Below are 22,076 nucleotides of genomic sequence, written 5' to 3' on the forward strand. Positions count from 1 at the left end.
TAAGTTTTTGTGCGTGCCGGTTAGGCGTCAGCGTTAGCTGCAACATTCGGGTAAAGCACCAAGCCGTCATCGGTAACCTCAACCTTGTGGGTACGCGCGGCGATGGTCGCTGGCATGCAAAGCGCGGTGCCTGCCTTGAGGCAGAACTTTGCCGAGTGCACCGGACATTCAACTTCGGTACCTTCAATCCAGCCATCAGCTAGCGAAGCTTCCTCGTGGGTGCAGGTGTCATCGAGTGCATAGAAGTTACCGTCTTCTGCGTGGAAGACGGCAATGTCGTTACCGGTGCCGTTCTCATCGCCCGGAATAACCTTTGCTTCGCCTTCATCGATGTCATCAATGGATCCGATGTTCAATGAGTTGCTCATGCTTCTTCCTTCTTTTCATGCCATGCAGGGGTGTTCATCAATTTTGACCAGTGCTTATAGAACGAGCGTCCGGCAGCATCTGAATACAATTCGCTGGTCTTTCCCGGATACGTTCCGTCTTCCTTCTCCGAGCCAATACCCATCTGGAAGTTCAGCGGCACCTGGTTCGTGACAAAACCACGGGAAATTGCCTGAATCTCAGACCAGTTTTCTCCGTCATCAGCTTCGAAGATGCCCGAAGGACCAAAGGTTCGCAGGTTGTAAAGACGCTGTGCGTCCTTTACGTCATCAGGCATCGACTTATCAACCAATACCCACGCCCAGACCTCGATCTTGTCCGGTCCCTTGGGGTGCCAAACGCGGATGGAACCGTTAACTGGAAGGTAGGAGAAGTTCGGGAAGACCGTGGCATGACCGGTAGTCATGGGGCCTTCGACTGCTGCGTCGCCAAGGCGTTCACGCAACATCTCATAGTCGTAGTATTCGTGGACTGGTTTAGCATCAAAGCGTGACTTCGGGTGGGTCGGAAAACCTGCACCGTGACCGTTTTCGCTGACAAATTGACGTCCCGGGGTGGCAACAATTTCCGGCTTTGGTCCACGCCCAGTCGGGGACAGCACCATCAGTGCCGATGCATGAGACATATTCACGTGGTACCAGTCGGTAGCGAACTGCTCTGCGGCGAGCTTCCAGTTACCTTCCAATTCCCATTTCATCACGCCACCCATAACCTCGGTGCCCTCAGGATCTCGATCCAACATGGCATCCATGTAGTAGCGCATATCGCCAAGTGTCTCTTCTAGAGGTTCGGCGGCATGATCCCAGTTGCCAAAGATGAGTCCCTTATATATTTGAACATTTGGAACTTCAATCAGACTCCACTTATTCCGGTCGAAGTCTTCCGGATACGCCTGCTCGTTGGGGACACTCTTCAACGCACCTGCTAGGTCAAAGGACCAACCGTGGTACGTGCAAGTGAACATTTTGGTGGCGCCCGCGTCGGCACGGCACAGACGCACGCCCCTGTGACGGCAGGAGTTCAGGTAAGCGCGGATCTTCTTGGTCTTATCCATGGTGACAATGATGGGATCTTCGCCCATGAACGTCGTGAAGAAATCTCCGGGCTTTTTGAATTGGCTGGTGTGCGCCAAGAATAGCCAGCTTCGAGCAAAGACGCGTCGCTGCTCCTGCCCATAGATCGTATGGTCGGTGTAGATTGAACGATCGATCAGACCGCCCTCAGAATCGACTAGGTTACTGACATCGATATTGCGGGTTAGCTCTGCTGGTCGATCCATGCGGCCAATTGAAGCGTTTGCCTCTGGTTGAGAGGAACAATTATCAGCGGTGCTCATCTGCGTACCGTCCTTGCTCGGTTTTGGTGCCGCCAGTTACCGGCGACCTTGCTTAGTAACCATTTATCCACGTACGTAATGCAAAACACCAGCCACTGTTCCAAACCATAAGACCGGGCAGGATGTCAAGAACCGAATCTCGGATTATTTACTCATTTCTGCTTCTCTACACCGCTAATCACGATGTTCCGCCTGGTGGCACGAAGTAGATTAACCGCAGCTTCACTTATGTACCGTAAGCAAAATGACTGACTCACTAATCGAAAATTTAGGTACTTGGCAGGACGCGGGCGTGCTGGTTCTCGGCGGAACCTCCGGGCTCGGCGAAGCAACCGCGAGGGAATTCGCACGAGCCGGTGCAATAGTTACCGTCGCTGGCCGCAACAAAATAGCCGGAGAAAAAATTGCCGAATCAATTGAAGGCCACTTTTGTACCGTTGATGTCACGGCGCCAGAATCAATTCAGGCAGCCCTCGAGAAGTCGGCCACCGCCCCGCGGGGTCTGCGTGCAGTGGTCAATGCTGCGGGTAGCGCAATCGTTGAAAAGACACTCCATCGAGGAGCTCCACACCAGTTGGACTCGTTCTTAGGTCAGATTCAGACCAATCTCGTGGGTTCGTTCAATGTGCTCCGGCTGGCAGCACAAGCCATGGCAGAAAATGAGTCTGAGGAAGCACTTGGCCGAGGTGTGATCGTCTTGACCAGCTCTGTTGCCGGGTTTGAAGCACAGCGAGGCCAAGTCGCTTATGCAGCGGCTAAAGGTGGAATCAACTCCATGATCCTGCCAGCAGCACGTGATCTCGCGCGGGATAAGATCAGAGTTTTCGGCGTTGCACCAGGCGTCTTTGATACACCATTTATGGATGTCCTTTCGGAGGATGCTCGCAATGCCGTTGGCAAGTCAGTGCCTCATCCAAGTCGGCTAGGTAAAGCAACCGAATTTTCGCACCTATTAGTCTCACTTGCTACTAATCCGATGTTTAACGGTGAAGTTGTGCGTCTGGACGGCGCGCTTCGGCTGGCTTAAAAAGCAAAAATAACTCGTCCATACAGTTTTTTGACACTTAGCCTCAACCGAAATTGATGGTATTGCAGCAGAACGTTCCGATGTACGGAACGACGTTTAGCAAGATCTGAGTAATTCAACTCACACTATTTGAAGCGCCATAGTCTTGCTAGCCAATCGGCTCACGCGCATCCCGTCTTCACCCATTCACCACACTCGGAGCACGCAATGGATCAAGCACCCGCCTCGGCTCAACAGCCTAAATCATCTAAGGAAACCAAACGGGCACTCGTGTCCAGCTTCCTTGGATCCACCGTCGAATACTACGATTTCCTGCTTTATGGAGCCGCAGCAGGTCTAGTATTTCCACACCTCTTCTTCTCGGATGAGATGGACCCAACCTTGGGCATGACCTTGTCCTTTGTTATCTTGTTGGCCGGCTATGTCACGCGTCCTATCGGTGGCATCCTCTTCGGTCACTTCGGGGACCGCTTCGGTCGCAAAAACATGTTGTTCATAACGCTGATGATGATGGGCGTTGTTTCTGTCTGCATCGGCTTGATGCCTGGCTACGCCACGATTGGTGTAGCGGCTCCTTTGATTCTTGTGCTCCTGCGTGTAGTCCAGGGACTTGCCGTCGGCGGCGAATGGGCGGGGGCCACATTGATGGCCGCCGAACACGTCCAAGAAAAGAACCGAGGACTCGCTGCTTCGATCGCCGTCACTGGCGGTCCAACCGGCTCGGTACTCGCTACTTTGATGCTCGGTTTGTTCGCTGGCCTGCCACAGGATCAGTTCCTCGCTTGGGGCTGGCGCATCCCGTTCTTGCTCTCGGCAGCTTTGGTAGTTATCGGTCTGTACATGCGATACCGCGTTACCGAATCGCCTGACTTCGTCGCAGCTCAAGCGAAGGGCGAAGTGCACACAGGTGTGCCAATCCTGCGCGTACTGACCAAATACCCGTTGTCCTCGCTCTACGGAATCCTCGCGGCCGCTGGCCCGTTGTTCATGCAGGCGCTGTTGGCCATCTTCATGGTCCCTTACGTTGCAGAGACTGGCGTTGTCACTCGTCAAGAAGCGCTGATGATGCTTACAGTTTCTTCCTTCTTGCATATCTTCGCGATTCCATTCTTTGCTATGCTTTCAGACCGTTATGGACGTCGCCCTGTCATGTTGGTCGGTGCAGGCATTTCCATAGCGTTGGTCTTCCCCATGTTTGCACTCTTCAACTCCGGTAATTTCTGGTTGATTGCGCTAGCCTTCCTGGTTGGAAATCCAATCATCCAAGCTTCGATGTATGGACCGATCGGTGCTTTCTTGGCCGAGAAGTTCGAGACGCAAGATCGCTACACCGGAGTTTCGCTGACCTTCCAGCTTGGTTCACTCGTCGGCGCCGGTACCGCACCGTTGATGGCTACCTGGCTGATCGGGCTCGACAACGGTGGCGGAACGAACAATATCGCTTGGTACTTCATCTTGTTGATCGTGCTCGCCGGACTTGCGGTACTGCTGTCCAAGGAGACTCGCGGACGTGCGGAGCGGACCGCTTCGCGTGCCGACGAATCCATCGACGATCAAGTTCTAGGCCGCTAGGTAAGCCGTAGTTCGTAACACGGTAGCCAAAGACCGTTTTGCCATTGGAGCGCGCTGTGCCACAGGGCGCTCCAATGTTGTGTGCGAGCACTTGACATCGCTGGGCGTTTCATCGTTTGAAACCCAAGGTTCTAGTTCTCGTCCGTGGAGCATAGAGTGATTTTCAAGACCGATTTCATCATTTTTAGGAGGACCAATGGCGATTCCAGCCAATGTTGAAGATTTAGACCAGTTAGTCAGCAAGTTCCTTTCACGTTTGGGCTTCGATGACATAGTGACCACGTTGGGGCTTGTACCGCATGCTGCCGATGGCGAAACCATTAGCCTGCGCATGCCATTGCAAGATTCCATCGCCCAGGCCAACGGCATGTACTCGGCAGCAGCGCTCTTTGGTGCGGCCGATATTGCCGGCACCTTCCTCGCCATGTCGACTTACGCCGATTCGGGCCAGTTTCCACTGGCTGTGCAATCGAGTCAGAACTATATGAGCAATTCCAAAACCGAGTACGTCGTGGCTACCGCAAAGATTCTTCGTGGCGGTGGCTCTGTGGCCGTCGCCGAGGTTAGCGTCGCAGACGCCGATGGCAAAGCCCTGATGCATGCGACTTTCACCTACGTCATCACGGAACGCAAGCTAGGAAAATAGCGATCCGCGTTCCATCTGATGGAACGAGTAGGAGCATTAGCTACGCATAGTTCCTATCGTTAAGTTTAGGATCCATGTCGCCTTGCGGATCAGCAATGAATGACATTCGTGACCAAAATGAAGGAGTACCCCATGACGCAAACAGCAATCCCGGAATACACCACCGACAAGTTCTTTGGTCTCGAAGACAAATGGTTGCAGACCGCCGACGGCGAGCTAACTCACTACCATGAGATGGGCGAAGGCACCCCGATTCTTTTCCTCCACGGTTCCGGAACGGGTGTGACAGCTGCAGCTAACTGGTGGCTCAATCTTCCTCAGTTATCCGAATCCGGTCGCTGCATCGCCATCGATTCTGTCGGTTACGGCCAGACCATCGCTGCTGAGAATATCCAGTACGGCATCAAGGAATGGGTCCGTCACGCGGTTCGCACACTCGACGCGCTGGGTATTGAAAAGACCTGGATCGTCGGCAACTCGCTCGGTGGCTGGCTCGCATTCCAGTTCGCCATTGACTACCCAGAGCGCCTACTCGGTGTAATTTCCATGGGTACCGGTGGAGCAAAGCTCACCGGCGCGCTGAAGGGCCACTCAAATCCAACGCTAACCGAAGAAGGCATTCGGAAGACCTTGGAAATGTTCGTTGTCGACAAGTCCTTGGTGACTGACGAACTTGTCTCCCTGCGTTACCAGTCCGCGTTGAATGACACCGCCAGCGACCGTTTGGCCGAGGTTGTCACTGCCCGTGACCGTGACCGCACCGAGCTTCCTTTGGACTTTGATGTGCTGGCCAAGCTGGACATCCCGGTCTTGCTGATTCACGGTGTGCAGGACGTAGTGATCCCAGTGTCGCGTACTTGGGAACTACTAAATCTGATCCCTAACGCGGATGCCCACATCTTCAGCCAGTGTGGCCACTGGTCACAGGTTGAGCGTGCCGAAGAATTTAATCAGGTAGTTTCTTCGTACTTGAAGCGCCACGCCTAAACACGAATGACAACACGGCGGTGGTTGAAAAGCTCAGTGCTTTTTCAACCACCGCCGTTGTCATCTGCACAGATAGATCCTCGAATTCCATAATTCACCGCGAAAGAATTGCGTATTGTTCCGACTGATGGAACGCAAACTAGCACCGCAGTTACTAAGCGAGTGAAATGGATAACAAGCAATAAGTGATTCGTTTCAGTCTGCCTCTAAGTCAAGGAGAACATCATGCCCCAGGCATTGTTATGTATGTCCCACAGCCCGCTGTTGGAACACACCAATCCGCCAGCAGAGGTCAAAGCAGCAGTTGAGGCAGCCTTCGAAAAGGCTCGCGCCTTTGTCAAGGATTTCGATCCAGACCTGATCATTAATTTTGGCCCAGATCACTACAACGGTTTCTTCTACGACCTCATGCCACCATTCTGCATTGGCTATGAAGCCTTGGGCACCGGCGACTACGACTCGTGGGAAGGGCCTATCAACGTCCCTACCTCCATCGCCGAAGAGCTGGCTCAGTACGTTATTGATCAGGACATCGATACCGCGATTAGCCGGAAGATGGAAGTTGACCACGGTGCGGTCCAGCCGATGGAAATCATGTATGGGAATCTGGCCGACAAGCCAATGATCCCGATCTTCATCAACTCCGTTGCTCGCCCTTTCTCTAAGGTGGCACGAGTACGCAAGTTTGGTCAGGCGGTCGGAGAGTTCTTCAAGGACTCCGATAAGAAAGTTCTGTTTATCGGTTCCGGTGGCCTTTCCCACGATCCCCCGGTACCGCAGATTGCGACGGCCACCGAAGAACAGCGTGCTTTCCTCACCAACGGTCGTAAGCCAACACCTGAAGCACGGGCTGCCCGTCAACAGCGCACCATCGATACGGCGCTGGCCTTCGCTAAGGGAGAGGCCAACATCATGGAATTGAACCCCGAATGGGATCAGGCATTCCTCGAAATTTGTAAGTCTGGAGACGTCACCGGGTTTGACGCCTTGAATCCGGACGAAATGGACGCAGTAGCAGGACACTCCTCGCATGAGGTACGCACTTGGGTAGCAGCTTACTCGGCACTCAAGGCCTGCGGTGACTATGAAGTCACCTACGAGTTCTACAAGCCAATCAAAGAATACATAGCCGGTTTCGGCGTAACGACAGCGGTGATCAAATAATGACTCAGGCCCCACAATCAGGCGCTGCGGAATGGGCAAGCAACCACTCCGACGAAGCTCCACGAAGCGAACTCATCAAGCGTTTGGCCGACGAACTGCTTGTCGCCACCGAAACATTAGTTCCAATTCCGCCACTGCGTGACCGCGTGTTGAACATGACCGTGGAAGACGCCTACCAAATACAGGATGCGCAGTTGCAGCATCATGTGGCCAAGGGTCGTGTTCTTGCTGGACGCAAAGTCGGCCTGACCTCCTTGGCTATGCAGAAGCAGCTCGGTGTTGATTCACCGGACTTCGGTTACTTTTTCGCCGACATGGTCCACCACGAAGACGCACAGATTCCCGCGGATTCGTTCATCTCCCCCAAGGTAGAACCAGAATTCGGTTTCATCCTGAAGGAAACCTTGACCGGTCCCGGTGTCACCCGTGAGCAAGCGGCGGCTGCCATCGGTGAGGTCTACGCAGCAATTGAAATCATCGACTCCCGAGTCGAGGACTGGAATATCAAGCTGGTAGACACCGTGGCAGATAACGCTTCCTGCGGTGCTATCGCGGTGGGCACCACCCCACTTGATGTCCGCATCGAAGACTTGGCCGAGGTTGAATGCTCGCTCATTATCGATGGCGAAAAGGTAGCTACCGGCAAGGGCAGCGCCGTGATGAATGATCCGGTTGCCCCACTTGCTTGGCTAGCCAACGTGCTCGGTGAGCAGGGCGTCGCCCTTGAAGCCGGACAGTTGATCCTGCCTGGTTCCTTCACAGGCGCTATGCCGGTGGTCAAGGACTCGACCGCTACCGCAGATTTTGGTGAGCTCGGTTCGCTGAAGATCAATTTCTCTTAGTAACGCCCCGCGTTACCCCATCACCCATTTTGCTCTGTAGCTAAGGAAGCTCTCCCATGGCCAAGAAAACAGCCGCCATTGTCGGTTCCGGGAACATCGGTTCTGATCTGATGTTCAAAATTATGCGCCGCTCGACCAACGTCGAGGTCAAATACATGATTGGTGTTGACCCTGCCTCGGATGGTCTAGCTCGCGCAGCCCGTCTGGGCATCACCACCTCTGCAGAAGGTGTTGACTGGTTACTCGCTCAGGAAGAACTGCCTGACTTTGTTTTTGAATGCACCTCGGCCAAAGCACACGAGGCCAATGCGCCGAAGTACAAGGCCGCAGGCATTCACGCTATTGATCTCACCCCAGCAGCCGTTGGACCGTACCTGGCACCCGTAGTGAATCTGGATTCACTGACCGACACCATGAACGTCAACATGATCACCTGCGCCGGCCAGGCAACTACCCCAATCGTCGCCGCAGTTTCCTCGGTGGTTCCTGTTGAGTATGCAGAAATCGTTGCCTCAATCGCTTCGAAGTCTGCCGGCCCAGGCACCCGTGCCAACGTAGACGAGTTCACCGAGACCACCGCGAAGGCATTGGAAGTAGTTGGTGGAGTCAAGCGTGGCAAGGCAATTATCATCATCAACCCTGTCGAACCACCAATGATGATGCGCAATACTATCTACGCGATGATTCCTGCCGAGGCAGCCGTTGCTGGCGAAACTCAGGATAAGATCCGTGCAGCCATCGACAAGGCCGCCGCCGATATCCGTGACTACGTCCCTGGTTATGAACTTCGCATGGAGCCACAGTTTGAGGAAGCTCGCGAAGACTGGGGTGGCTTTGGCCGCGTTGGCATCTGGGTCCAGGTCGCCGGTGCCGCCGACTACCTGCCAGAATACGCAGGCAACCTGGATATCATCACCGCCGCAGCTACCCGCACCGCGGATCTGCTCTCTGACAAGATCGACGCTGCACGCACCGCCGCGTCGGTGAACTAAGAATTAGGGACACGCACATCATGACTGCACCTATGGACACCACCTTTGATATTCGCCTGACAGACACCACCTTGCGCGATGGTTCCCACGCGATGAGCCACAAATTCACCGAAGAACATGTGCGCTCGGTAGTACGCGCACTGGATGACTCACGTGTTGAGGTCATCGAGGTCACCCACGGCGACGGCTTGGGCGGCTCATCGTTCAACTACGGCTTCTCGCTGACCCCGGAACTGGACCTGATCAAGGCCGCGGTAGATGAAGCCAAGCAGGCAAAAATTGCTGTGCTGATGCTCCCAGGTTTGGGCACCATCCATGATCTGAATCAGGCTCACGAAGTTGGCGCATCGGTAGCTCGTATTGCCACACACTGCACCGAAGCAGACGTCTCGATCCAGCACTTCCAGCACGCCCGTAAGTTGGGTATGGAAACTGTGGGCTTCCTAATGCTCAGCCACCGTGTATCCCCTGAAGAATTGGCTAAGCAGGCACGCATCATGGCTGATGCCGGCTGCCAGTGCGTCTACGTCGTTGACTCAGCCGGCGCGCTGATCCTCGATGACGTTTCGGACCGTGTCTCGGCATTGGTTTCCGAGCTTGGAAATGATGCTCAGGTGGGCTTCCACGGTCACCAGAACATGAGCTTTGGTGTCGCGAACTCGGTGTTCGCCGTACGTGCCGGAGCCAAGCAGATCGATGGCACCCTGATGGCTTTGGGCGCCGGAGCAGGTAACTCCCCTACCGAGGTTCTTGCTGCAGCATTTGATCGTCTTGATATCAAAACCGGCGTGGACATCCAGGGTCTGATGGGTGCGGCCGAAGATATCGTGAAGCCATTTATCACCCGCATGCCCGTGATGGACCGTGCCTCAATCATGCAGGGTTACGCCGGCGTGTACTCCTCGTTCTTGATCCACGCTGAGCGTGCCGCCGAACGTTATGGAGTTCCTGCCTACAAGATTCTCGAAGAGGTCGGCAAGGCCGGCTATGTAGGCGGTCAGGAAGACATGATTGTCGATGTGGCGGTGCAGCTGGCAGCAGCTAAGTAAGTATTTCAACAGTTCTTTGAATGCCGGGGTGATCATCTGATCCCCTGGCATTCATGCGTTGTCCCTCATCCATTGCTCGATTCTGGCTGCCTTGGGTCGCATAGGTAAGCACTGGGCTAAGGATCAGCACGCATTACTGATGCCCAAATATCAGCTCAGCTCAGTTTTTCCACGCAAATTATAAGTATTTGCGACAGCAGAAGAGCCCTATGTTTCCACTGCGCAGTAACGGCGTTGCCCCGCGAACGTGATTGTTTGTGTGCACTTGTATCCGTAGCCGCCTGCCATGAGCCTTAGAATTTGGTGTTCTAGGCGTCTAAGCATCTTCTCAGCGAGGAGAGTTCGTACGCCACTGGTAAAAGCAGTTCAGACGGTTCTACTGCTTATTCGCCATACCGGTTTGTGCTACTTCCGTTGGATGTCCAGTGAGCGGTGAAAGATGCCGCTTAGAATTCAAGGCAATCACGACCAAACAAAGCAATGCCAGAACGGTGACAGTAATCAGCATCTCCATCAGTCCGAACCATTGGCCAAGATACGCAAGTAAAGTAGGCGCTAAGAATCCCGCATAGGCCAACATATAAAATTTGCCGGTCGCGGATCCAAGGCGCTGCGGAGTACTCAACCGTTGTGTTTCGAGTAGTCCAGCAACCATCATTAGGCCGTACCCTCCTCCCAGCCAGCAACAAGCCAGTAGCGCAAGCCATGGTGTCTGGAATAAGCCACAGATCAAAGCCAACAACAATCCGGCAACGCTCAATCCCAGCGCAACCAGGATGGCGCGGGCCGAACGTGTTGAATCAAGTCGCCGAGCAATTGGTTGGACCGCAACTCCGCTACCCAAAGTCAGCGCGACGGCAACCGTTGAATAGATGAGCGCTTGCTCGCCGAGGTTGGCAAACAGGTTAGGAACTACCGCGAACCCGATAGTGCCGGCTCCGAAAACCCACGGAGCACTAGGGACGATAACTCTGCGAAAACGTCGCTGAGCTCCCTCATAGGCATACTGCTGTATCCGTGCCTCCGTGCTATTTCCAGCCAGCGCTTCAGGTTTGGTTCCAGGAACACGGAGCAAAAACAGCAACACAGGCAGGCAAAGCACGATATGTACCAGGTAGGGCAAAGTTGCCGGGAACGGAGCAAAGTTCGCAAGCATTCCGCTGGCTACGGGTCCCAAACAAAAACCTGCGGCGGTAAACAATGAAGCTCTACGCGCCCCAGAGCCATTCGAAACCGTGGGATTTGAACTGGAAGGCGATAGTTCTTTGATCCAACTCGTTCCCGCGGCCATCGCCGCTCCGGTGGCCACACCCGCTAGTAAACGACCTAGATAGATGGGTAAGGCCCAAAGCGCACCAAACATCATGGCAGCACTAGCCGCAATAGTTACCAGTAAGGCAACCACCGTGGTGCTTTTGCGCCCCATCCGGTCTGAAATTCTGCCACCAAGTAAAAGCGCTGGGATCAATCCGGCCACATAAATCCCCAGCATGGAGGTTACTTCTAGCTGTGAAAAACCATAATCCTCACGGTAGAAGATCAGCATCGAAGCGAATTGATTGGCACCCCATCCCACAAGAGTCATTGCGATAGCAACGGGCGGCCACCATCGAGAACTGTCAGCCACTATTGGACTCCTTTATCGATTCGCGTGTCAGGAATGGAACGATCCTAACCATCTTCGATGATGAAGCACTTCAACTCCATAATTCGTCCCACTGTACGCAACACCAGCTCCATGTACTTCTCCACCGAAAGAACGGACACTGATCCCCAGTGAAGATTACATGCTCAAATTCTTCCACCGCGTCATCAGGGTGAAAACGAACGGAGGTGGTGCTCCCCAACAAGTAGGATGGAATGGATTTTTCCAACTTAGCAGGGCCCTGAAAGAGCTGTAGTGCTGCGCATCAGAGTCGATTGCGGCTTTTGTGCCAGCAGGTCCCAGACCCGCGAAGAAAAGTTAGATATGTAATGGTGCGTATTCAGCTTATAGACGCTCTACATGCCACTACCGCTGAGCCTGTCTCCATGCTGAAGCCCAAGCTGTCGAATCACAGAAGTCTTAACTCGGCCTCTTGGTATCGGGACAAGGCGGCAATGATGATAGCTATTAAGTTTCGCTACGCGGAACACGTCTAAGCAAATAACGCACGCCTTATGGCACTATCTACATATGAATGAGAGCGTTACTCCTAACTCCTCCCGAACTACGGGGTCCCAGACCCTTGCCCGTGGCCTGACAATTTTGCGTCAGGTGGTCGAAGCGCATGACGGATTGACCGCGACGGAGGTCGCGCAACATTCAAAGGTTCACCGCACTGTTGCCTACCGAATTTTGAATACGCTCTGCGACGCTGAATTATTACACCGCGGAGAAGACAGCAGATACCGTGGGGCAGCCGGTTTACTATCCTTGGCCGCTGCCGGACACCAACATTTACGCAATGTCGCAACATCTCATCTACGTAGTGCCGCGGACTCCCTCGGCGTGACGGTTGCGTTGCTAGTACGCGAAGGCAATAGTGCGGTGTCGCTAGCGGTGGTCTCCCCGCGCGCGGGCACCTACCATGTTGCGTTCTCTGAAGGCTCGCAGCATCCGGTCACCAGTGGAGCGGCGGGATTAGCACTTTTGGCAGCAGAGCCAGCATCTGCCCAAGATACCGAACAGGTGCGTGCGGTGAGGGAACGAGGTTTCGCGCAGACCTTTGGAGAGGTGGAACCAAATATGTATGGCCTGGCAATCCCGCTTCCCGCAGCCGGATCGAGGTCCACCGCGTGCCTGAACGTCATCACCCTCCATGAGCAATCCGCAATCGACTGCATTGAGCCGCTGAAATTAGTCGCTTCGCGTCTGCTCGATGACTTGAATACTTAGCTTGTCCAACGTTCCTTTGTGCAAAACGTTCCGGCATGCAGAACGCTCACTTTGATCCACGACACATCTCATGGTGTGATGAACCACAGGTTAGGTGCACATGTAATACACATATGTGCGTTATTTACACAAATAAGTGAGGGTTAGATGTCTTCAATGACTACCAGCGAAGTCCTTATCGTCGGCGCAGGGCCAACAGGCCTAATGCTTGCCAACATCTTAGGGATGTATGGCCGCACGGTCACCGTCCTTGAAGCTCGCGACACCCTCATCGATTACCCACGCGGCGTGGGACTCGACGATGAGTCATTACGAACCATTCAGACAGTCGGGCTTGTAGACGAGGTCCGCCCGCACACGACGCCGCAGCACATCATGCGTCTAGTCAATGGACGCGGCAAAACCATCTTGATCAATAATCCACAAACCGATGAATTCGGATGGGAACGCAAGCACGGTTTCATCCAGCCCGAGGTTGACCGGGTACTCTACGATGGCCTTGCACGCTTCGATAATGTTCAGGTACTTTTTGGCCACGAAGTACTCGACGTCACCGAAACTGCCGATTCCGTGACCACACGGGTCAAGGTCAGTGACAAAAACGGCGAAGAAACCGAGCGCACCTTCGAGGCAAAATACATCGTGGGTTGCGAAGGCGGCAAGTCCCCTACCCGCAAACGTTTGAACGTCAGTTTCGAAGGAGAATCCCCTTCCACCCGCTGGCTAGTAGTGGATGTCAACAACGACCCACTGGGCACCCCGAATGTGTTCCTCGGCGCCGATCCCGTACGCCCGTATGTGTCCATCGGGCTACCCCACGCCGTACGCCGTTGGGAATTCATGCTGCTCGATGGTGAAACCGAAGAAATGGCCACCGATCCAGAGTTCGTGAACCGCATGCTGGCAGATCACGTTCCTGACCCGACAAACCTCGAATACATTCGTCGCCGCGTATTTACTCACCACGCCCGCGTGGCAGGGAACTTCCGCAAGGGACGCCAACTTATCGCAGGCGACGCCGCACATCTAATGCCTGTATGGATGGGCCAGGGATGGAATTCAGGCATGCGCGATGCAACAAACCTCGGATGGAAGCTCACCGCGATCCTCTCAGGACAAGCCGGGGATGAACTGCTGGACACCTATACCTCCGAGCGTAAACAACACGCTAAGGCAATGGTGGATCTTTCATTGACCATGGGCAACGTCATTAAGATGACCAATCCAGCCGGAGTGATTCTGCGAGATACCGCGGCCAGCGTACTCAATCTTTTTCCCTCGGTTAAGAGCTACTTTGCAGATATGCGATTCAAACCAATGCCTCGTTACACCGTGGGCGTATTAGCGGATCCCACTACTGGTCAGTCCGGCACCGCCAACGGAGTTTTGAGTAGCAAGCTCATCCCAGTGACCACGGCGAATTCCCGGGTCTCTCCGGTAGGCGTGCAGTTCATTCAGCCCGATGTACGTACCGATGAGCTGGGTGTCAGCAAACTCGATGACGTCATCGGTAACTGGTGGACACTCATCGTCTGGGGCAACGATCCGCTAGACGTCCTTCCCGCCAAAACTATCAATGATTTGGAAGCGCTTGGCGCAAAGCTCGTTGCGGTGGTTCCAGAAACCCAATACAAGTGGGCCAAGCGCGATATGAGTCCGCAGACACTAGTAGTTTCTGATGTGACCGGACGGCTAAAGAAGTGGTTTGACGACCGTCCAACCCCAATGATTCTGTTACGCCCTGACCGATTTGTTGCCGGCGCGAGCCTGCACCAAGATGGGCCGCGCACCATTGATGCGGTGCTCAATTCAATGAGCTTTAACCGTGCGACAGCAACAACTGAACCCGAGCTAACCGCCCTGGACGCGCAACGTTAGTGAGTACAAAATGGTGTCTGCTAAGTCTTAGCAGACACCGTTTTTAGTTCCTGGAACTCTACGACGTAGTCTGTACAGCATGCCCCACGCCCACTTCGACTCACAGATTTACTACGCGGTAGCCTCGCCTGAACAAGTACAGTTGGCGACCCAAAAATTTGGCGGCCCGGAGAAAATCCTCGGTACCGAAGCCAGCCGGGCCGAAGACTTTGTCCATGGGGAGGATCGCGAAGCGTTTATCGGTTCTCGAGCACTGTTACGGTTATTGCTCTCCTACCTCACGCACGGAGAGCTTGATCAGGCCTCGAACGTAGAAATTTCGCGGCATTGCATCTCCTGCAATTCCAGCGACCATGGCAAACCAACAACGCCGCAGCATGCGATCTCGTCCTCTAGAACTAGAGAACTAGTCATTGCTGCGGTGGCTCCTAAAGGCTTGCGTCTTGGCATTGATATTGAACGCGGAACCACGCTGAGTCCGGCGGGGGTCTTTCCCGGCTTTGACCAGCTCGCACTCACGTCTGATGAACTCAAACTGGTGCACCGGGACAAGAACCCAGACTACATAAGGCTTTTGGCCTGGACCGCCAAAGAAGCGCTTCTCAAGGCGGATGGCGCAGGCTTAAGACGCGAGCCTTCCACCGTTCGGGTCCTCTCGACTTCGGTGACAAGAGCCGCCCGTCTCAATAAGTGGGCCACCCCGAGGCATTTGGCCGGATACAGCCTTCGCAGACTCCCGGTGACATCCACTCATGTAGCGACTCTTGCCGCTTCAAAGCCATTATCGGTTCAAGAACTCAGTACTCAGATTTTCAACGCAGCACTGAGTTGACGAATCATTCTTAGATGTTGATGAAGGTAATGAGAATTCGGGCTGGCTTCTCCGCATAGACGGCATGAACTACTCCGGCTTCAAGACGAATAATCCCGCCGTAGCTGAGGTGGTGGGTTTCATCGCCCACGCTGAAGTCCACTTCCCCATCAAGTACTTGCACAATGATTGGGGTGCCTGCTTTATGGTCGGCGAGCTCAACATCTGCGTCAAAGGCAATCTGCACCAGGGTAGCTCCCGAGCCTGCACTGAGACGTTTGGCAGAATACCCTCCGGGCTTTATCGGATTTGCCTGCTCCAAATCGCCAAGTTCCTGCGCCAGCAGATTGCTTGCGTCCTTAGTATCGTTATTGTCCACCACGAACATTCCTTTACATCAGGTAATGCCGGACTTCCAGACTCCGGTTTCATCTGAGTATCTCAGAGATTGCGGCTCTTGGACGCTCTTTGGCCTTTGCGCTTCACCGAACTACTACGTGCGTCGTTTGGCCTTACGGACAATCAGCAGAGTAACGCTTACCAGCATGGCTACTGCAAGGGTCACCAAGGACGGTATGAGCCAATCTGTTTGCCCGATGGCATCTTGACTCAGCTCACCAAACTTGGCCAATGAACCGCCCACGGAACCCACCGGATTTTCCAGTAGCGTAACAACCGCGGAGATTACCGCTGGCATGACCCACTGGATAGCTAGTGCAATAACCCAAACCACCAAATGCCAAATCTGCAGGAATCCGAGGAATCCCAATACCAACCCGAGTATCAATGCTCCACCATAGATCAAGGAGGAGTAGATTTCCGGTTCTAAGGGAGTATAGGTCGCCACCATCTGCAGCCATTGGCCCACATTAAAAACGAGTGCGGCTACCAGTAGCGCCACGATACTTAGTCGCAATTTGGCGATCAAGAAATATAGCACTTGGCTGATTACGAATACTACGCCGAGGGCCCAGAGTTGAGCTTGGAGTGGATCGCTGACTTTCCCTTGGAAAATTTCCGGTGCATCGCCCCAGATCCACTGAAAAACGAGCCCAACCAGCGCTAGAAGCACACCAATATCTGTCAGGATTGCGAAGCTCGTACTTCGCCGGCCCATCACTCGCGTAAACCAACCGCCAAGCAAGGCGATGATTGCGAAGATGATGATCAACCCCGCCGCGTCGTTCTTCGACGTCGGCAGCATTGCTTGTTCTCGTTGTCCCAGCCAAAGCCACAGCCACGGACCAACTGCGAGCATGACAATGAATAGCCCTGCAATGATCTGTGCCCACCACGGGCTCCAGAATTGACGGCTGCTTCTCATACTTAACGTGTGTGCTCCCACGCGCTCATTCTGTCAGAGCCGAGCTATCGTTCCTAGGACCTCCGAGGCCGTTTCACTGATCATCGAAGAAGAAGCGGTATCTAATGCTTCAAGATTTCCTCCGCGATTAAAGTCAAAGGGATCCGTAAGCGCTTCTCCAGAGCTGGAGCGAACGCTTACGGATCCCTTGGTCTGACCCTTCGATGCCCAAGAACGGTATCTTTGTCCCGTGTCTAAAACCAACCGTCAAGACATGATGCTCTTTCCGGTGATCGGCGCAAGTCATACGAGGCGGTAGCCCGATGACTTCAACTGAGTTCAGTAAACACTGAACCCGTCAGTGTGCGCAACAGGCAGAGTGAACATTGGACAATATGCACAATCCATTCAGCGCACTAGCGCCTAAAGCCTACATTTTGCAATGTACGCTGAAATTAGTGTCGTGGATCACTGTCGAGTTCCTGCTCATCAGGGACCCGTTCGAGATTGATTTTTCTTTCGCCCACCGCCGATGAGAAGAACATCGCCACAATGACAAATCCAAGAGGAAGGACCAGCGCCTGTCGCAACCCAAATTCATTCCCAATAAAGCCCAGAAGCGGTGGGCCGACTAAGAAAGCGATATATCCGATGGTGGCGGCCACCGCAACTCGCCCCGCAGGATCTGTCCCGGAGGCTCCAGCCGCGGAGATTGCCAAAGGAAAAGCCAACGAAGTACCAAGTCCCCAGAGCATGACGCAGGCGCCGGCAAGGACTGGGTTGTTAAGGAAAATGACACCCGAAAGCCCAAGTGCTCCAAGAAAAGCACTGACGGCAAAAGTTTTACTTGCGCCAAACTGCCCAATAAACCAGCCGCCGCAGAATCGCCCAACAGTCATCGCCAACGCGAATCCGGTGAAAATCAATGACCCCGCAGCTGGATCAAAACCGTGCCCGTCAACCATCACCAGCGGCAGCCAGTCGTTGGCCGACCCTTCGGCGAGCGCCATCGCCAAAACGATAAACCCGATCAACAGCAAGCGTGGGTCCGTCCAGAGTTTGGCTGCGCTCGGCGATACGGTTTCTTCGGAGCGTGACCTATCAATTTTCCCTGTGCCTTGGGGAAGGTATCGAATGACGTAGAGAAATAGGGCTAGCGATAGAAGCCCACTGAGTACCAAATGCCAAAGCACTGGAAAAGCGATTGAAGTAAAAATGATTCCTGCACTGGCGCCAATGACCGTACCAAGGGAAAAGAATCCGTGAAGACTCGCCAAGAAGGATTTCCTAGTGAGCCGTTCAATCTCGGCGCCTTCTACATTCATTCCAACTTCTGCGCTTCCCATACCGGCACCGAAGAGAAACAGCCCAGCGGCCACACACCATTCAAGTTGGAAGTGGGCGCTAATCCCAATGAGCGGCATCGAGGCAATAACCGCTGCAGAGCCGGCACGGATCACCGGGCGCGCGGCAAAACGTGCAACAAGTTTTCCGGAAAAGATGATGCCGAGCATGGAACCGACCGATATGCCGAAGAGTACGAGGCCCATCTTCGCCGGGGTGGCTTCCAGCAGGTCCCTAATGGCCGGGGTGCGCGTCACCCACGAGGCCATGCTCAGCCCGGGTAGGAAAAACAGCGTGTACAGTGCCCAACGTCGTTGGGTAATAGTCGGTGACAAGTCCGCTCCTGGTGCGGGTGCAGTCGGTGCCGAAATCGGCATTCAGTCTAAAACTACACAAGTTAGCGATTCCCTGGCCAAATTTGTCGGCCGATTCATCTTTTCCACTTGACCTTGACGCGGCGTCAACCTCTAGCGTGGGGTGCATGAACGATTTCCTGTCCAACAATTCTGCGGATGCCTATTCGATCAGCGAGGTCGCTAGGGCCGCGGGAGTGAGCAGTCGGACCCTTCGCCACTACGATCAGATTGGTTTGCTCCATCCAAGCTGGACCGAGCCCACTGGATACCGCTATTACGGCCAACCTGAGCTAGTACGGTTGCAGCGCATTTTGTTACTTCGTCAGCTCGGGCTGAAGCTGGAAACCATTGGCGGAATCTTGGACGAGCACCAGGACGAGTCCGCGGCCCTTCAATCGCATATCGTCGAGCTGCGAAACCAACGGGTGGCTCTGGACAAGCAAATCGAGGCGCTACAGCACACCATTGAGACACTAAATTCGGGAGAAAAAATGAGCGTAGACCAAGCCTTCGAGGGCTTTAATGAGAAATACAAGGAAGAAGTAATCTCACGCTGGGGCGAAGATAGCTACGTCCAATCGGATCGGTGGTGGCGCGACCAAAGCAAGAGCGAACGCACCGCGGCCATGGAACAAGTTAAGGAGCTCAACCGTCGATGGGCCGACGCCGGGCGCTCTGGTATCGACCCGACCAGCGTTCAAGCGCAGCAACTCGCCCACGAGCACGTTCGTTGGCTCAACTCTGTTCCGGGCACGCCTGGGCGTGGCGGCGATAGGCAGCAACTGGAACAATATGTGCTCGGCTTGGCTCAAATGTATGTGGCCGATGACCGCTTCGCGAAGAATTATGCGGGGCAGGCAGCTTTTGTAAAGGCGTCCCTAGAGCATTTCGTGGCGACAAATCTTAGCTCTTGAACAGGAAGCCCGGCGAAGTCAGTGCACCTTGGACGGATTCGCTCTCGTCTATCGGGCAGCGATCAATCAATATCACCGCTGACTTCTTCGCGCGCTTGGGCATAGCGATGCTGAATATAGTTCTCCAGTTCTACCCGCTCCACCCGCCACATGCCACGGCCACCAATTTGAATAGCAGGAAGCTCACCACTTTTCACCAGCGCACGAACCTGGGGAAGTTTTACGTTCAATTCCTCGGCAACGTCCTCTAATCTCAAAAACCTCATATCTGAAAGGTTACTGCGATTTGGGACGATTTGGTATGAAATCGGACAAGTTGTTCATAAGTAATGCATTATGATTCGACGCAAGCCAAGCCATGGCACATAATGGGTTAGACGCAACAAAACCGGTCAGACCGTGCAACACAGTTGGGCATTGCTGGTCATTTTGACTAAAATCCTATGAAGGCACGTAGGCCGCGGACCACCCAACATGGCAGCACAGGAGAATCTCCACATGAATTCGGAAACGTATCAGCTCGATGAGACCGACCGCCGAATTTTGTTGGCTTTAGATAACGATCCACGTGTACCGATCATGATGCTCGCTCAGCAGCTGGGCTTGGCACGCGGAACAGTACAGACGCGGCTTGAACGTCTGGCGCATTCCGGTGCTTTGCGCCCAAACACCGCCCGCATCCTGCCAAGCTCTATGGGCCGGGGAGTCAGCGCGTTTGTGAGCGCTGAGTTGAACCAGTCGAGCTTGAATGAGGCCATCGAGGCGTTGCGTCGCATCCCAGAAGTTTTAGAATGCGTTGCTCCTGCGGGGGAAACCGATCTGCTGATTCGCGTTTCGGCTACCGATCCAGATGATCTGTACCGAGTCTCTGAAGAAATCCGTTTATGCCCTGGGATCACCCGCACTTCAACCTCAATGATTCTGCGTGATGTTATCCCCTACCGCACCACTGCCTTGCTGTCGAAGCTCAGTGGAACCAAGAACTAGTTTCTAGCCCTGCACCAGATCTAAGGTCCGTGCTGGCAGATGCTTACGGGCAGCAAAGACGCAAACCATGCTCAATAGACAAAGCCCGATAAGTAACGAGATAAACCAGAGGGGATCCGCAAACGGTCGCCACATGGCAAAGAGCGTCGGGAAGCTAAATCCGATAAAGCACACCGCATAAAACCGGCCGGTAAGTTTTCCGATTTCCCCAGACCCCGCAAGGTCAAGTACCTGGCTAAGTCCGGCGACCAGCAACACTCCGTTGGCCGAACCCGAAACGATGAAGGCTACATAGCCCAGCGCTTCAGATCCGCTGAGATACACCAGGATCATCAATGCGAACGCCAACACCGAGAGAAGCAGCCCCGCCATCAATACGTTGACCTTGCTGGTGTTGTTATAGCGTTTGGCCAAGGGCTGGACCAGTACGCCCATCCCCATGGTGATCACGACCGCGGCAGTAGTGAAAAACAACGATGACTGACCTGCTGCCGAACTCAATGCGGGAACGATAGCAAAACCGCTTGCTGCTAGCCCGAACACCCATGGAGCTGCGGGAAGCACCACGAGTTTAAAACGTTTGAGGTTCTCGGGTGTGGTCACGGTCCCAGACTTACTGTCCTGAACCGGCTTTTCTTCCTTGACCCTGGTGATAAGAAATAACCACGAGAGCGCAGCTACGGCGTGAATTCCATAGGCGAGTTCCGGACTGGCGCTCACGCCCACAATACTTCCGGAGATCATTGGGCCAATGGCAAACCCTGCAGACGTGCACAGCGCCGCTCGGGTTGCTCCTGCAGGTCCCGCGCTAAGTACTTTAACCCAGCTGGTCACCGCCACCATGGCTAGCCCCATGCCCATTCCGGTAAACACTCGTCCGGCATATAACCCAGAGTCGTGAATCACCCCGAACATCATGCTGAGCGAGCCGAGCGTGGAGGCGGTCAAAGCTAGGAGCGTGAAGGGCTTGCGGCCAAATTTGTCGGCTAGCGGTCCACCCAGCAGTAGCGTCGGAATCATTCCGAGCAGATAGCTGCCCATCACGAGCATTGCTTCAAATTCGCTGAGCTCACGGTGCTGCTGATACCAGCTAATGAGTGAAACATACTGGTTAGCACACCATCCGGTGAGAATCAGGCAGATTCCCGGAAGCCACCACGAGGTAGTGCTCTGTTTCGTTTTGCTAACGCTGATCTTATTTCTCCAGTTCGCGGTACAGTTCGCGTACGCGCTCAGCGATTTCATCACGGATTAGGTTCATCCGTTCGGAGCCCGTCACCCCGTCCTCGCTTGGCTCATAGGTGACCCAGCGTTCGGTGGGAATGTTTTCGTTAATGTTGGGATTCGCTTCGCTGCCCAGAATAACTACGCGGTCCACCTGGTCCAATAGTGCAGGGTCAATGCCTTTGGGAATACCTGCGGACATATCTGCGCCGGCCTCGGCCAGCGATTCAGCAGCCTCGTGATTGATCACGGCGCCAGGGTTTGTCCCGGCCGAATAGCTGGTCACCTTGCCGTCCGAGACGAGGTCCATCAAGGCTGCAGCCATTTGCGACTTGCCTGCGTTGCGAGAACAGATAAAAAGAACCGAAGTAGCCATGAA

The 22,076-nt window shown here is 54.2% G+C and carries 22 protein-coding genes; 13 read left to right on the forward strand and 9 right to left on the reverse strand.

Features of this window, described 5'->3' with window-relative positions:
- Positions 1 to 20: 20 nt before the first annotated feature.
- The gene (locus CQ011_RS14230; protein WP_105678373.1) at positions 21 to 368 is read right to left on the reverse strand and encodes a non-heme iron oxygenase ferredoxin subunit; all 348 of its coding nucleotides are present in this window, start codon (positions 366 to 368) and stop codon (positions 21 to 23) included.
- Positions 365 to 1,723 (reverse strand): aromatic ring-hydroxylating oxygenase subunit alpha, encoded by a 1,359-nt coding sequence (locus CQ011_RS14235; RefSeq protein WP_105678374.1) that lies wholly within the window; start codon positions 1,721 to 1,723, stop codon positions 365 to 367. Before CQ011_RS14235 ends, CQ011_RS14230 begins: the two co-directional genes overlap by 4 nt.
- A 244-nt stretch (positions 1,724 to 1,967) precedes the next feature.
- Here CQ011_RS14235 and CQ011_RS14240 point away from each other — a divergent pair, with 244 nt between their 5' ends.
- The 8 genes from CQ011_RS14240 to dmpG all read left to right on the forward strand — a co-directional run bounded on the left by CQ011_RS14240 (position 1,968) and on the right by dmpG (position 10,002).
- Entirely contained in the window at positions 1,968 to 2,750 is a 783-nt protein-coding gene (locus CQ011_RS14240) for an SDR family NAD(P)-dependent oxidoreductase (RefSeq protein WP_105678375.1), read from the forward strand.
- Between the two features lie 207 nt (positions 2,751 to 2,957).
- On the forward strand, positions 2,958 to 4,322 hold the full coding sequence (locus CQ011_RS14245) for an MFS transporter (RefSeq protein ID WP_105678376.1): 1,365 nt from the start codon (positions 2,958 to 2,960) through the stop codon (positions 4,320 to 4,322).
- 196 nt (positions 4,323 to 4,518) lie between these two features.
- On the forward strand, positions 4,519 to 4,968 hold the full coding sequence (locus tag CQ011_RS14255) for a PaaI family thioesterase (protein ID WP_105678378.1): 450 nt from the start codon (positions 4,519 to 4,521) through the stop codon (positions 4,966 to 4,968).
- 132 nt (positions 4,969 to 5,100) lie between these two features.
- Entirely contained in the window at positions 5,101 to 5,955 is an 855-nt protein-coding gene (locus tag CQ011_RS14260; RefSeq protein ID WP_105678379.1) for an alpha/beta fold hydrolase, read from the forward strand.
- Positions 5,956 to 6,180: 225 nt separating this feature from the next.
- A complete protein-coding gene (locus tag CQ011_RS14265) occupies positions 6,181 to 7,119 on the forward strand; it encodes a 3-carboxyethylcatechol 2,3-dioxygenase (RefSeq protein WP_105678380.1) in 939 nt (312 codons plus the stop codon).
- On the forward strand, positions 7,119 to 7,961 hold the full coding sequence (locus CQ011_RS14270) for a 2-keto-4-pentenoate hydratase (protein ID WP_105678381.1): 843 nt from the start codon (positions 7,119 to 7,121) through the stop codon (positions 7,959 to 7,961). Before CQ011_RS14265 ends, CQ011_RS14270 begins: the two co-directional genes overlap by 1 nt.
- Before the next feature lie 56 nt (positions 7,962 to 8,017).
- Entirely contained in the window at positions 8,018 to 8,953 is a 936-nt protein-coding gene (locus CQ011_RS14275) for an acetaldehyde dehydrogenase (acetylating) (RefSeq protein WP_105678382.1), read from the forward strand.
- Between the two features lie 20 nt (positions 8,954 to 8,973).
- A complete protein-coding gene (gene dmpG / locus CQ011_RS14280; protein ID WP_105678383.1) occupies positions 8,974 to 10,002 on the forward strand; it encodes a 4-hydroxy-2-oxovalerate aldolase in 1,029 nt (342 codons plus the stop codon).
- Positions 10,003 to 10,378: 376 nt separating this feature from the next.
- On the opposite strand, the gene CQ011_RS14285 is transcribed toward dmpG, so the two are convergent.
- Positions 10,379 to 11,629, reverse strand: coding sequence for an MFS transporter (locus CQ011_RS14285; RefSeq protein WP_105678384.1), 1,251 nt, complete (start codon positions 11,627 to 11,629; stop codon positions 10,379 to 10,381).
- A gap of 549 nt (positions 11,630 to 12,178) precedes the next feature.
- Between CQ011_RS14285 and CQ011_RS14290 the strand changes: the two genes are divergently transcribed.
- The 3 genes from CQ011_RS14290 (at position 12,179) to CQ011_RS14300 (ending at position 15,590) form a co-directional block, all read left to right on the forward strand.
- Positions 12,179 to 12,880, forward strand: coding sequence for an IclR family transcriptional regulator domain-containing protein (locus CQ011_RS14290; RefSeq protein ID WP_105678385.1), 702 nt, complete (start codon positions 12,179 to 12,181; stop codon positions 12,878 to 12,880).
- A 156-nt stretch (positions 12,881 to 13,036) separates the two neighbouring features.
- Positions 13,037 to 14,758 (forward strand): bifunctional 3-(3-hydroxy-phenyl)propionate/3-hydroxycinnamic acid hydroxylase MhpA, encoded by a 1,722-nt coding sequence (gene mhpA / locus CQ011_RS14295; RefSeq protein ID WP_286161211.1) that lies wholly within the window; start codon positions 13,037 to 13,039, stop codon positions 14,756 to 14,758.
- A gap of 79 nt (positions 14,759 to 14,837) precedes the next feature.
- Positions 14,838 to 15,590 carry a 4'-phosphopantetheinyl transferase family protein gene (locus CQ011_RS14300; RefSeq protein WP_105678387.1) on the forward strand — a complete coding sequence of 251 codons (753 nt, stop codon included), beginning with the start codon at positions 14,838 to 14,840 and terminating at the stop codon, positions 15,588 to 15,590.
- A 10-nt stretch (positions 15,591 to 15,600) separates the two neighbouring features.
- Here CQ011_RS14300 and CQ011_RS14305 read toward each other — a convergent pair whose 3' ends face one another.
- The 3 genes from CQ011_RS14305 to CQ011_RS14315 form a co-directional block, all read right to left on the reverse strand.
- Positions 15,601 to 15,948, reverse strand: coding sequence for a cupin domain-containing protein (locus CQ011_RS14305; protein WP_181148133.1), 348 nt, complete (start codon positions 15,946 to 15,948; stop codon positions 15,601 to 15,603).
- Between the two features lie 114 nt (positions 15,949 to 16,062).
- Positions 16,063 to 16,893 (reverse strand): hypothetical protein, encoded by an 831-nt coding sequence (locus tag CQ011_RS14310; protein WP_105678389.1) that lies wholly within the window; start codon positions 16,891 to 16,893, stop codon positions 16,063 to 16,065.
- A gap of 434 nt (positions 16,894 to 17,327) precedes the next feature.
- Positions 17,328 to 18,551, reverse strand: coding sequence for an MFS transporter (locus CQ011_RS14315; RefSeq protein ID WP_105678390.1), 1,224 nt, complete (start codon positions 18,549 to 18,551; stop codon positions 17,328 to 17,330).
- A 146-nt stretch (positions 18,552 to 18,697) separates the two neighbouring features.
- On the opposite strand from CQ011_RS14315, the gene CQ011_RS14320 reads away from it, so the two are divergent.
- Positions 18,698 to 19,486, forward strand: coding sequence for a MerR family transcriptional regulator (locus CQ011_RS14320; RefSeq protein WP_105678391.1), 789 nt, complete (start codon positions 18,698 to 18,700; stop codon positions 19,484 to 19,486).
- Between the two features lie 62 nt (positions 19,487 to 19,548).
- Here the strand turns inward: CQ011_RS14320 and CQ011_RS14325 are convergent, their stop codons facing one another.
- The gene (locus tag CQ011_RS14325) at positions 19,549 to 19,752 is read right to left on the reverse strand and encodes a helix-turn-helix transcriptional regulator (RefSeq protein WP_105678392.1); all 204 of its coding nucleotides are present in this window, start codon (positions 19,750 to 19,752) and stop codon (positions 19,549 to 19,551) included.
- Positions 19,753 to 19,984: 232 nt separating this feature from the next.
- On the opposite strand from CQ011_RS14325, the gene CQ011_RS14330 reads away from it, so the two are divergent.
- Positions 19,985 to 20,473, forward strand: coding sequence for an Lrp/AsnC family transcriptional regulator (locus tag CQ011_RS14330; RefSeq protein ID WP_105678393.1), 489 nt, complete (start codon positions 19,985 to 19,987; stop codon positions 20,471 to 20,473).
- A 3-nt stretch (positions 20,474 to 20,476) separates the two neighbouring features.
- Here CQ011_RS14330 and CQ011_RS14335 read toward each other — a convergent pair whose 3' ends face one another.
- Together CQ011_RS14335 and CQ011_RS14340 are read right to left on the reverse strand one after the other, a co-directional pair.
- Positions 20,477 to 21,718, reverse strand: a complete 1,242-nt coding sequence (locus CQ011_RS14335; RefSeq protein WP_105678394.1) for an MFS transporter — start codon at positions 21,716 to 21,718, stop codon at positions 20,477 to 20,479.
- On the reverse strand, positions 21,669 to 22,073 hold the full coding sequence (locus CQ011_RS14340) for an arsenate-mycothiol transferase ArsC (RefSeq protein ID WP_105678529.1): 405 nt from the start codon (positions 22,071 to 22,073) through the stop codon (positions 21,669 to 21,671). The genes CQ011_RS14335 and CQ011_RS14340 overlap by 50 nt, the downstream gene beginning before the upstream one ends.
- Positions 22,074 to 22,076 lie beyond the last annotated feature (3 nt).

Origin of the sequence: Arthrobacter sp. MYb213, from assembly GCF_002979915.1 — a bacterium.
In the GTDB taxonomy this organism is placed as follows: Bacteria; Actinomycetota; Actinomycetes; order Actinomycetales; family Micrococcaceae; genus Glutamicibacter.

Coding starts and splice junctions, on each gene's coding strand:
- CQ011_RS14290 (WP_105678385.1), top strand. CDS start 12,179: ATGAATGAGAGCGTTACTCCTAACTCCTCCCGAACTACGGGGTCCCAG.
- CQ011_RS14240 (WP_105678375.1), top strand. CDS start 1,968: ATGACTGACTCACTAATCGAAAATTTAGGTACTTGGCAGGACGCGGGC.
- CQ011_RS14330 (WP_105678393.1), top strand. CDS start 19,985: ATGAATTCGGAAACGTATCAGCTCGATGAGACCGACCGCCGAATTTTG.
- CQ011_RS14255 (WP_105678378.1), top strand. CDS start 4,519: ATGGCGATTCCAGCCAATGTTGAAGATTTAGACCAGTTAGTCAGCAAG.
- CQ011_RS14245 (WP_105678376.1), top strand. CDS start 2,958: ATGGATCAAGCACCCGCCTCGGCTCAACAGCCTAAATCATCTAAGGAA.
- dmpG (WP_105678383.1), top strand. CDS start 8,974: ATGACTGCACCTATGGACACCACCTTTGATATTCGCCTGACAGACACC.
- CQ011_RS14300 (WP_105678387.1), top strand. CDS start 14,838: ATGCCCCACGCCCACTTCGACTCACAGATTTACTACGCGGTAGCCTCG.
- mhpA (WP_286161211.1), top strand. CDS start 13,037: ATGACTACCAGCGAAGTCCTTATCGTCGGCGCAGGGCCAACAGGCCTA.
- CQ011_RS14320 (WP_105678391.1), top strand. CDS start 18,698: ATGAACGATTTCCTGTCCAACAATTCTGCGGATGCCTATTCGATCAGC.
- CQ011_RS14270 (WP_105678381.1), top strand. CDS start 7,119: ATGACTCAGGCCCCACAATCAGGCGCTGCGGAATGGGCAAGCAACCAC.
- CQ011_RS14265 (WP_105678380.1), top strand. CDS start 6,181: ATGCCCCAGGCATTGTTATGTATGTCCCACAGCCCGCTGTTGGAACAC.
- CQ011_RS14235 (WP_105678374.1), bottom strand. CDS start 1,723: ATGAGCACCGCTGATAATTGTTCCTCTCAACCAGAGGCAAACGCTTCA.
- CQ011_RS14230 (WP_105678373.1), bottom strand. CDS start 368: ATGAGCAACTCATTGAACATCGGATCCATTGATGACATCGATGAAGGC.
- CQ011_RS14325 (WP_105678392.1), bottom strand. CDS start 19,752: ATGAGGTTTTTGAGATTAGAGGACGTTGCCGAGGAATTGAACGTAAAA.
- CQ011_RS14275 (WP_105678382.1), top strand. CDS start 8,018: ATGGCCAAGAAAACAGCCGCCATTGTCGGTTCCGGGAACATCGGTTCT.
- CQ011_RS14340 (WP_105678529.1), bottom strand. CDS start 22,073: ATGGCTACTTCGGTTCTTTTTATCTGTTCTCGCAACGCAGGCAAGTCG.
- CQ011_RS14335 (WP_105678394.1), bottom strand. CDS start 21,718: ATGAAATCGCTGAGCGCGTACGCGAACTGTACCGCGAACTGGAGAAAT.
- CQ011_RS14310 (WP_105678389.1), bottom strand. CDS start 16,893: ATGAGAAGCAGCCGTCAATTCTGGAGCCCGTGGTGGGCACAGATCATT.
- CQ011_RS14260 (WP_105678379.1), top strand. CDS start 5,101: ATGACGCAAACAGCAATCCCGGAATACACCACCGACAAGTTCTTTGGT.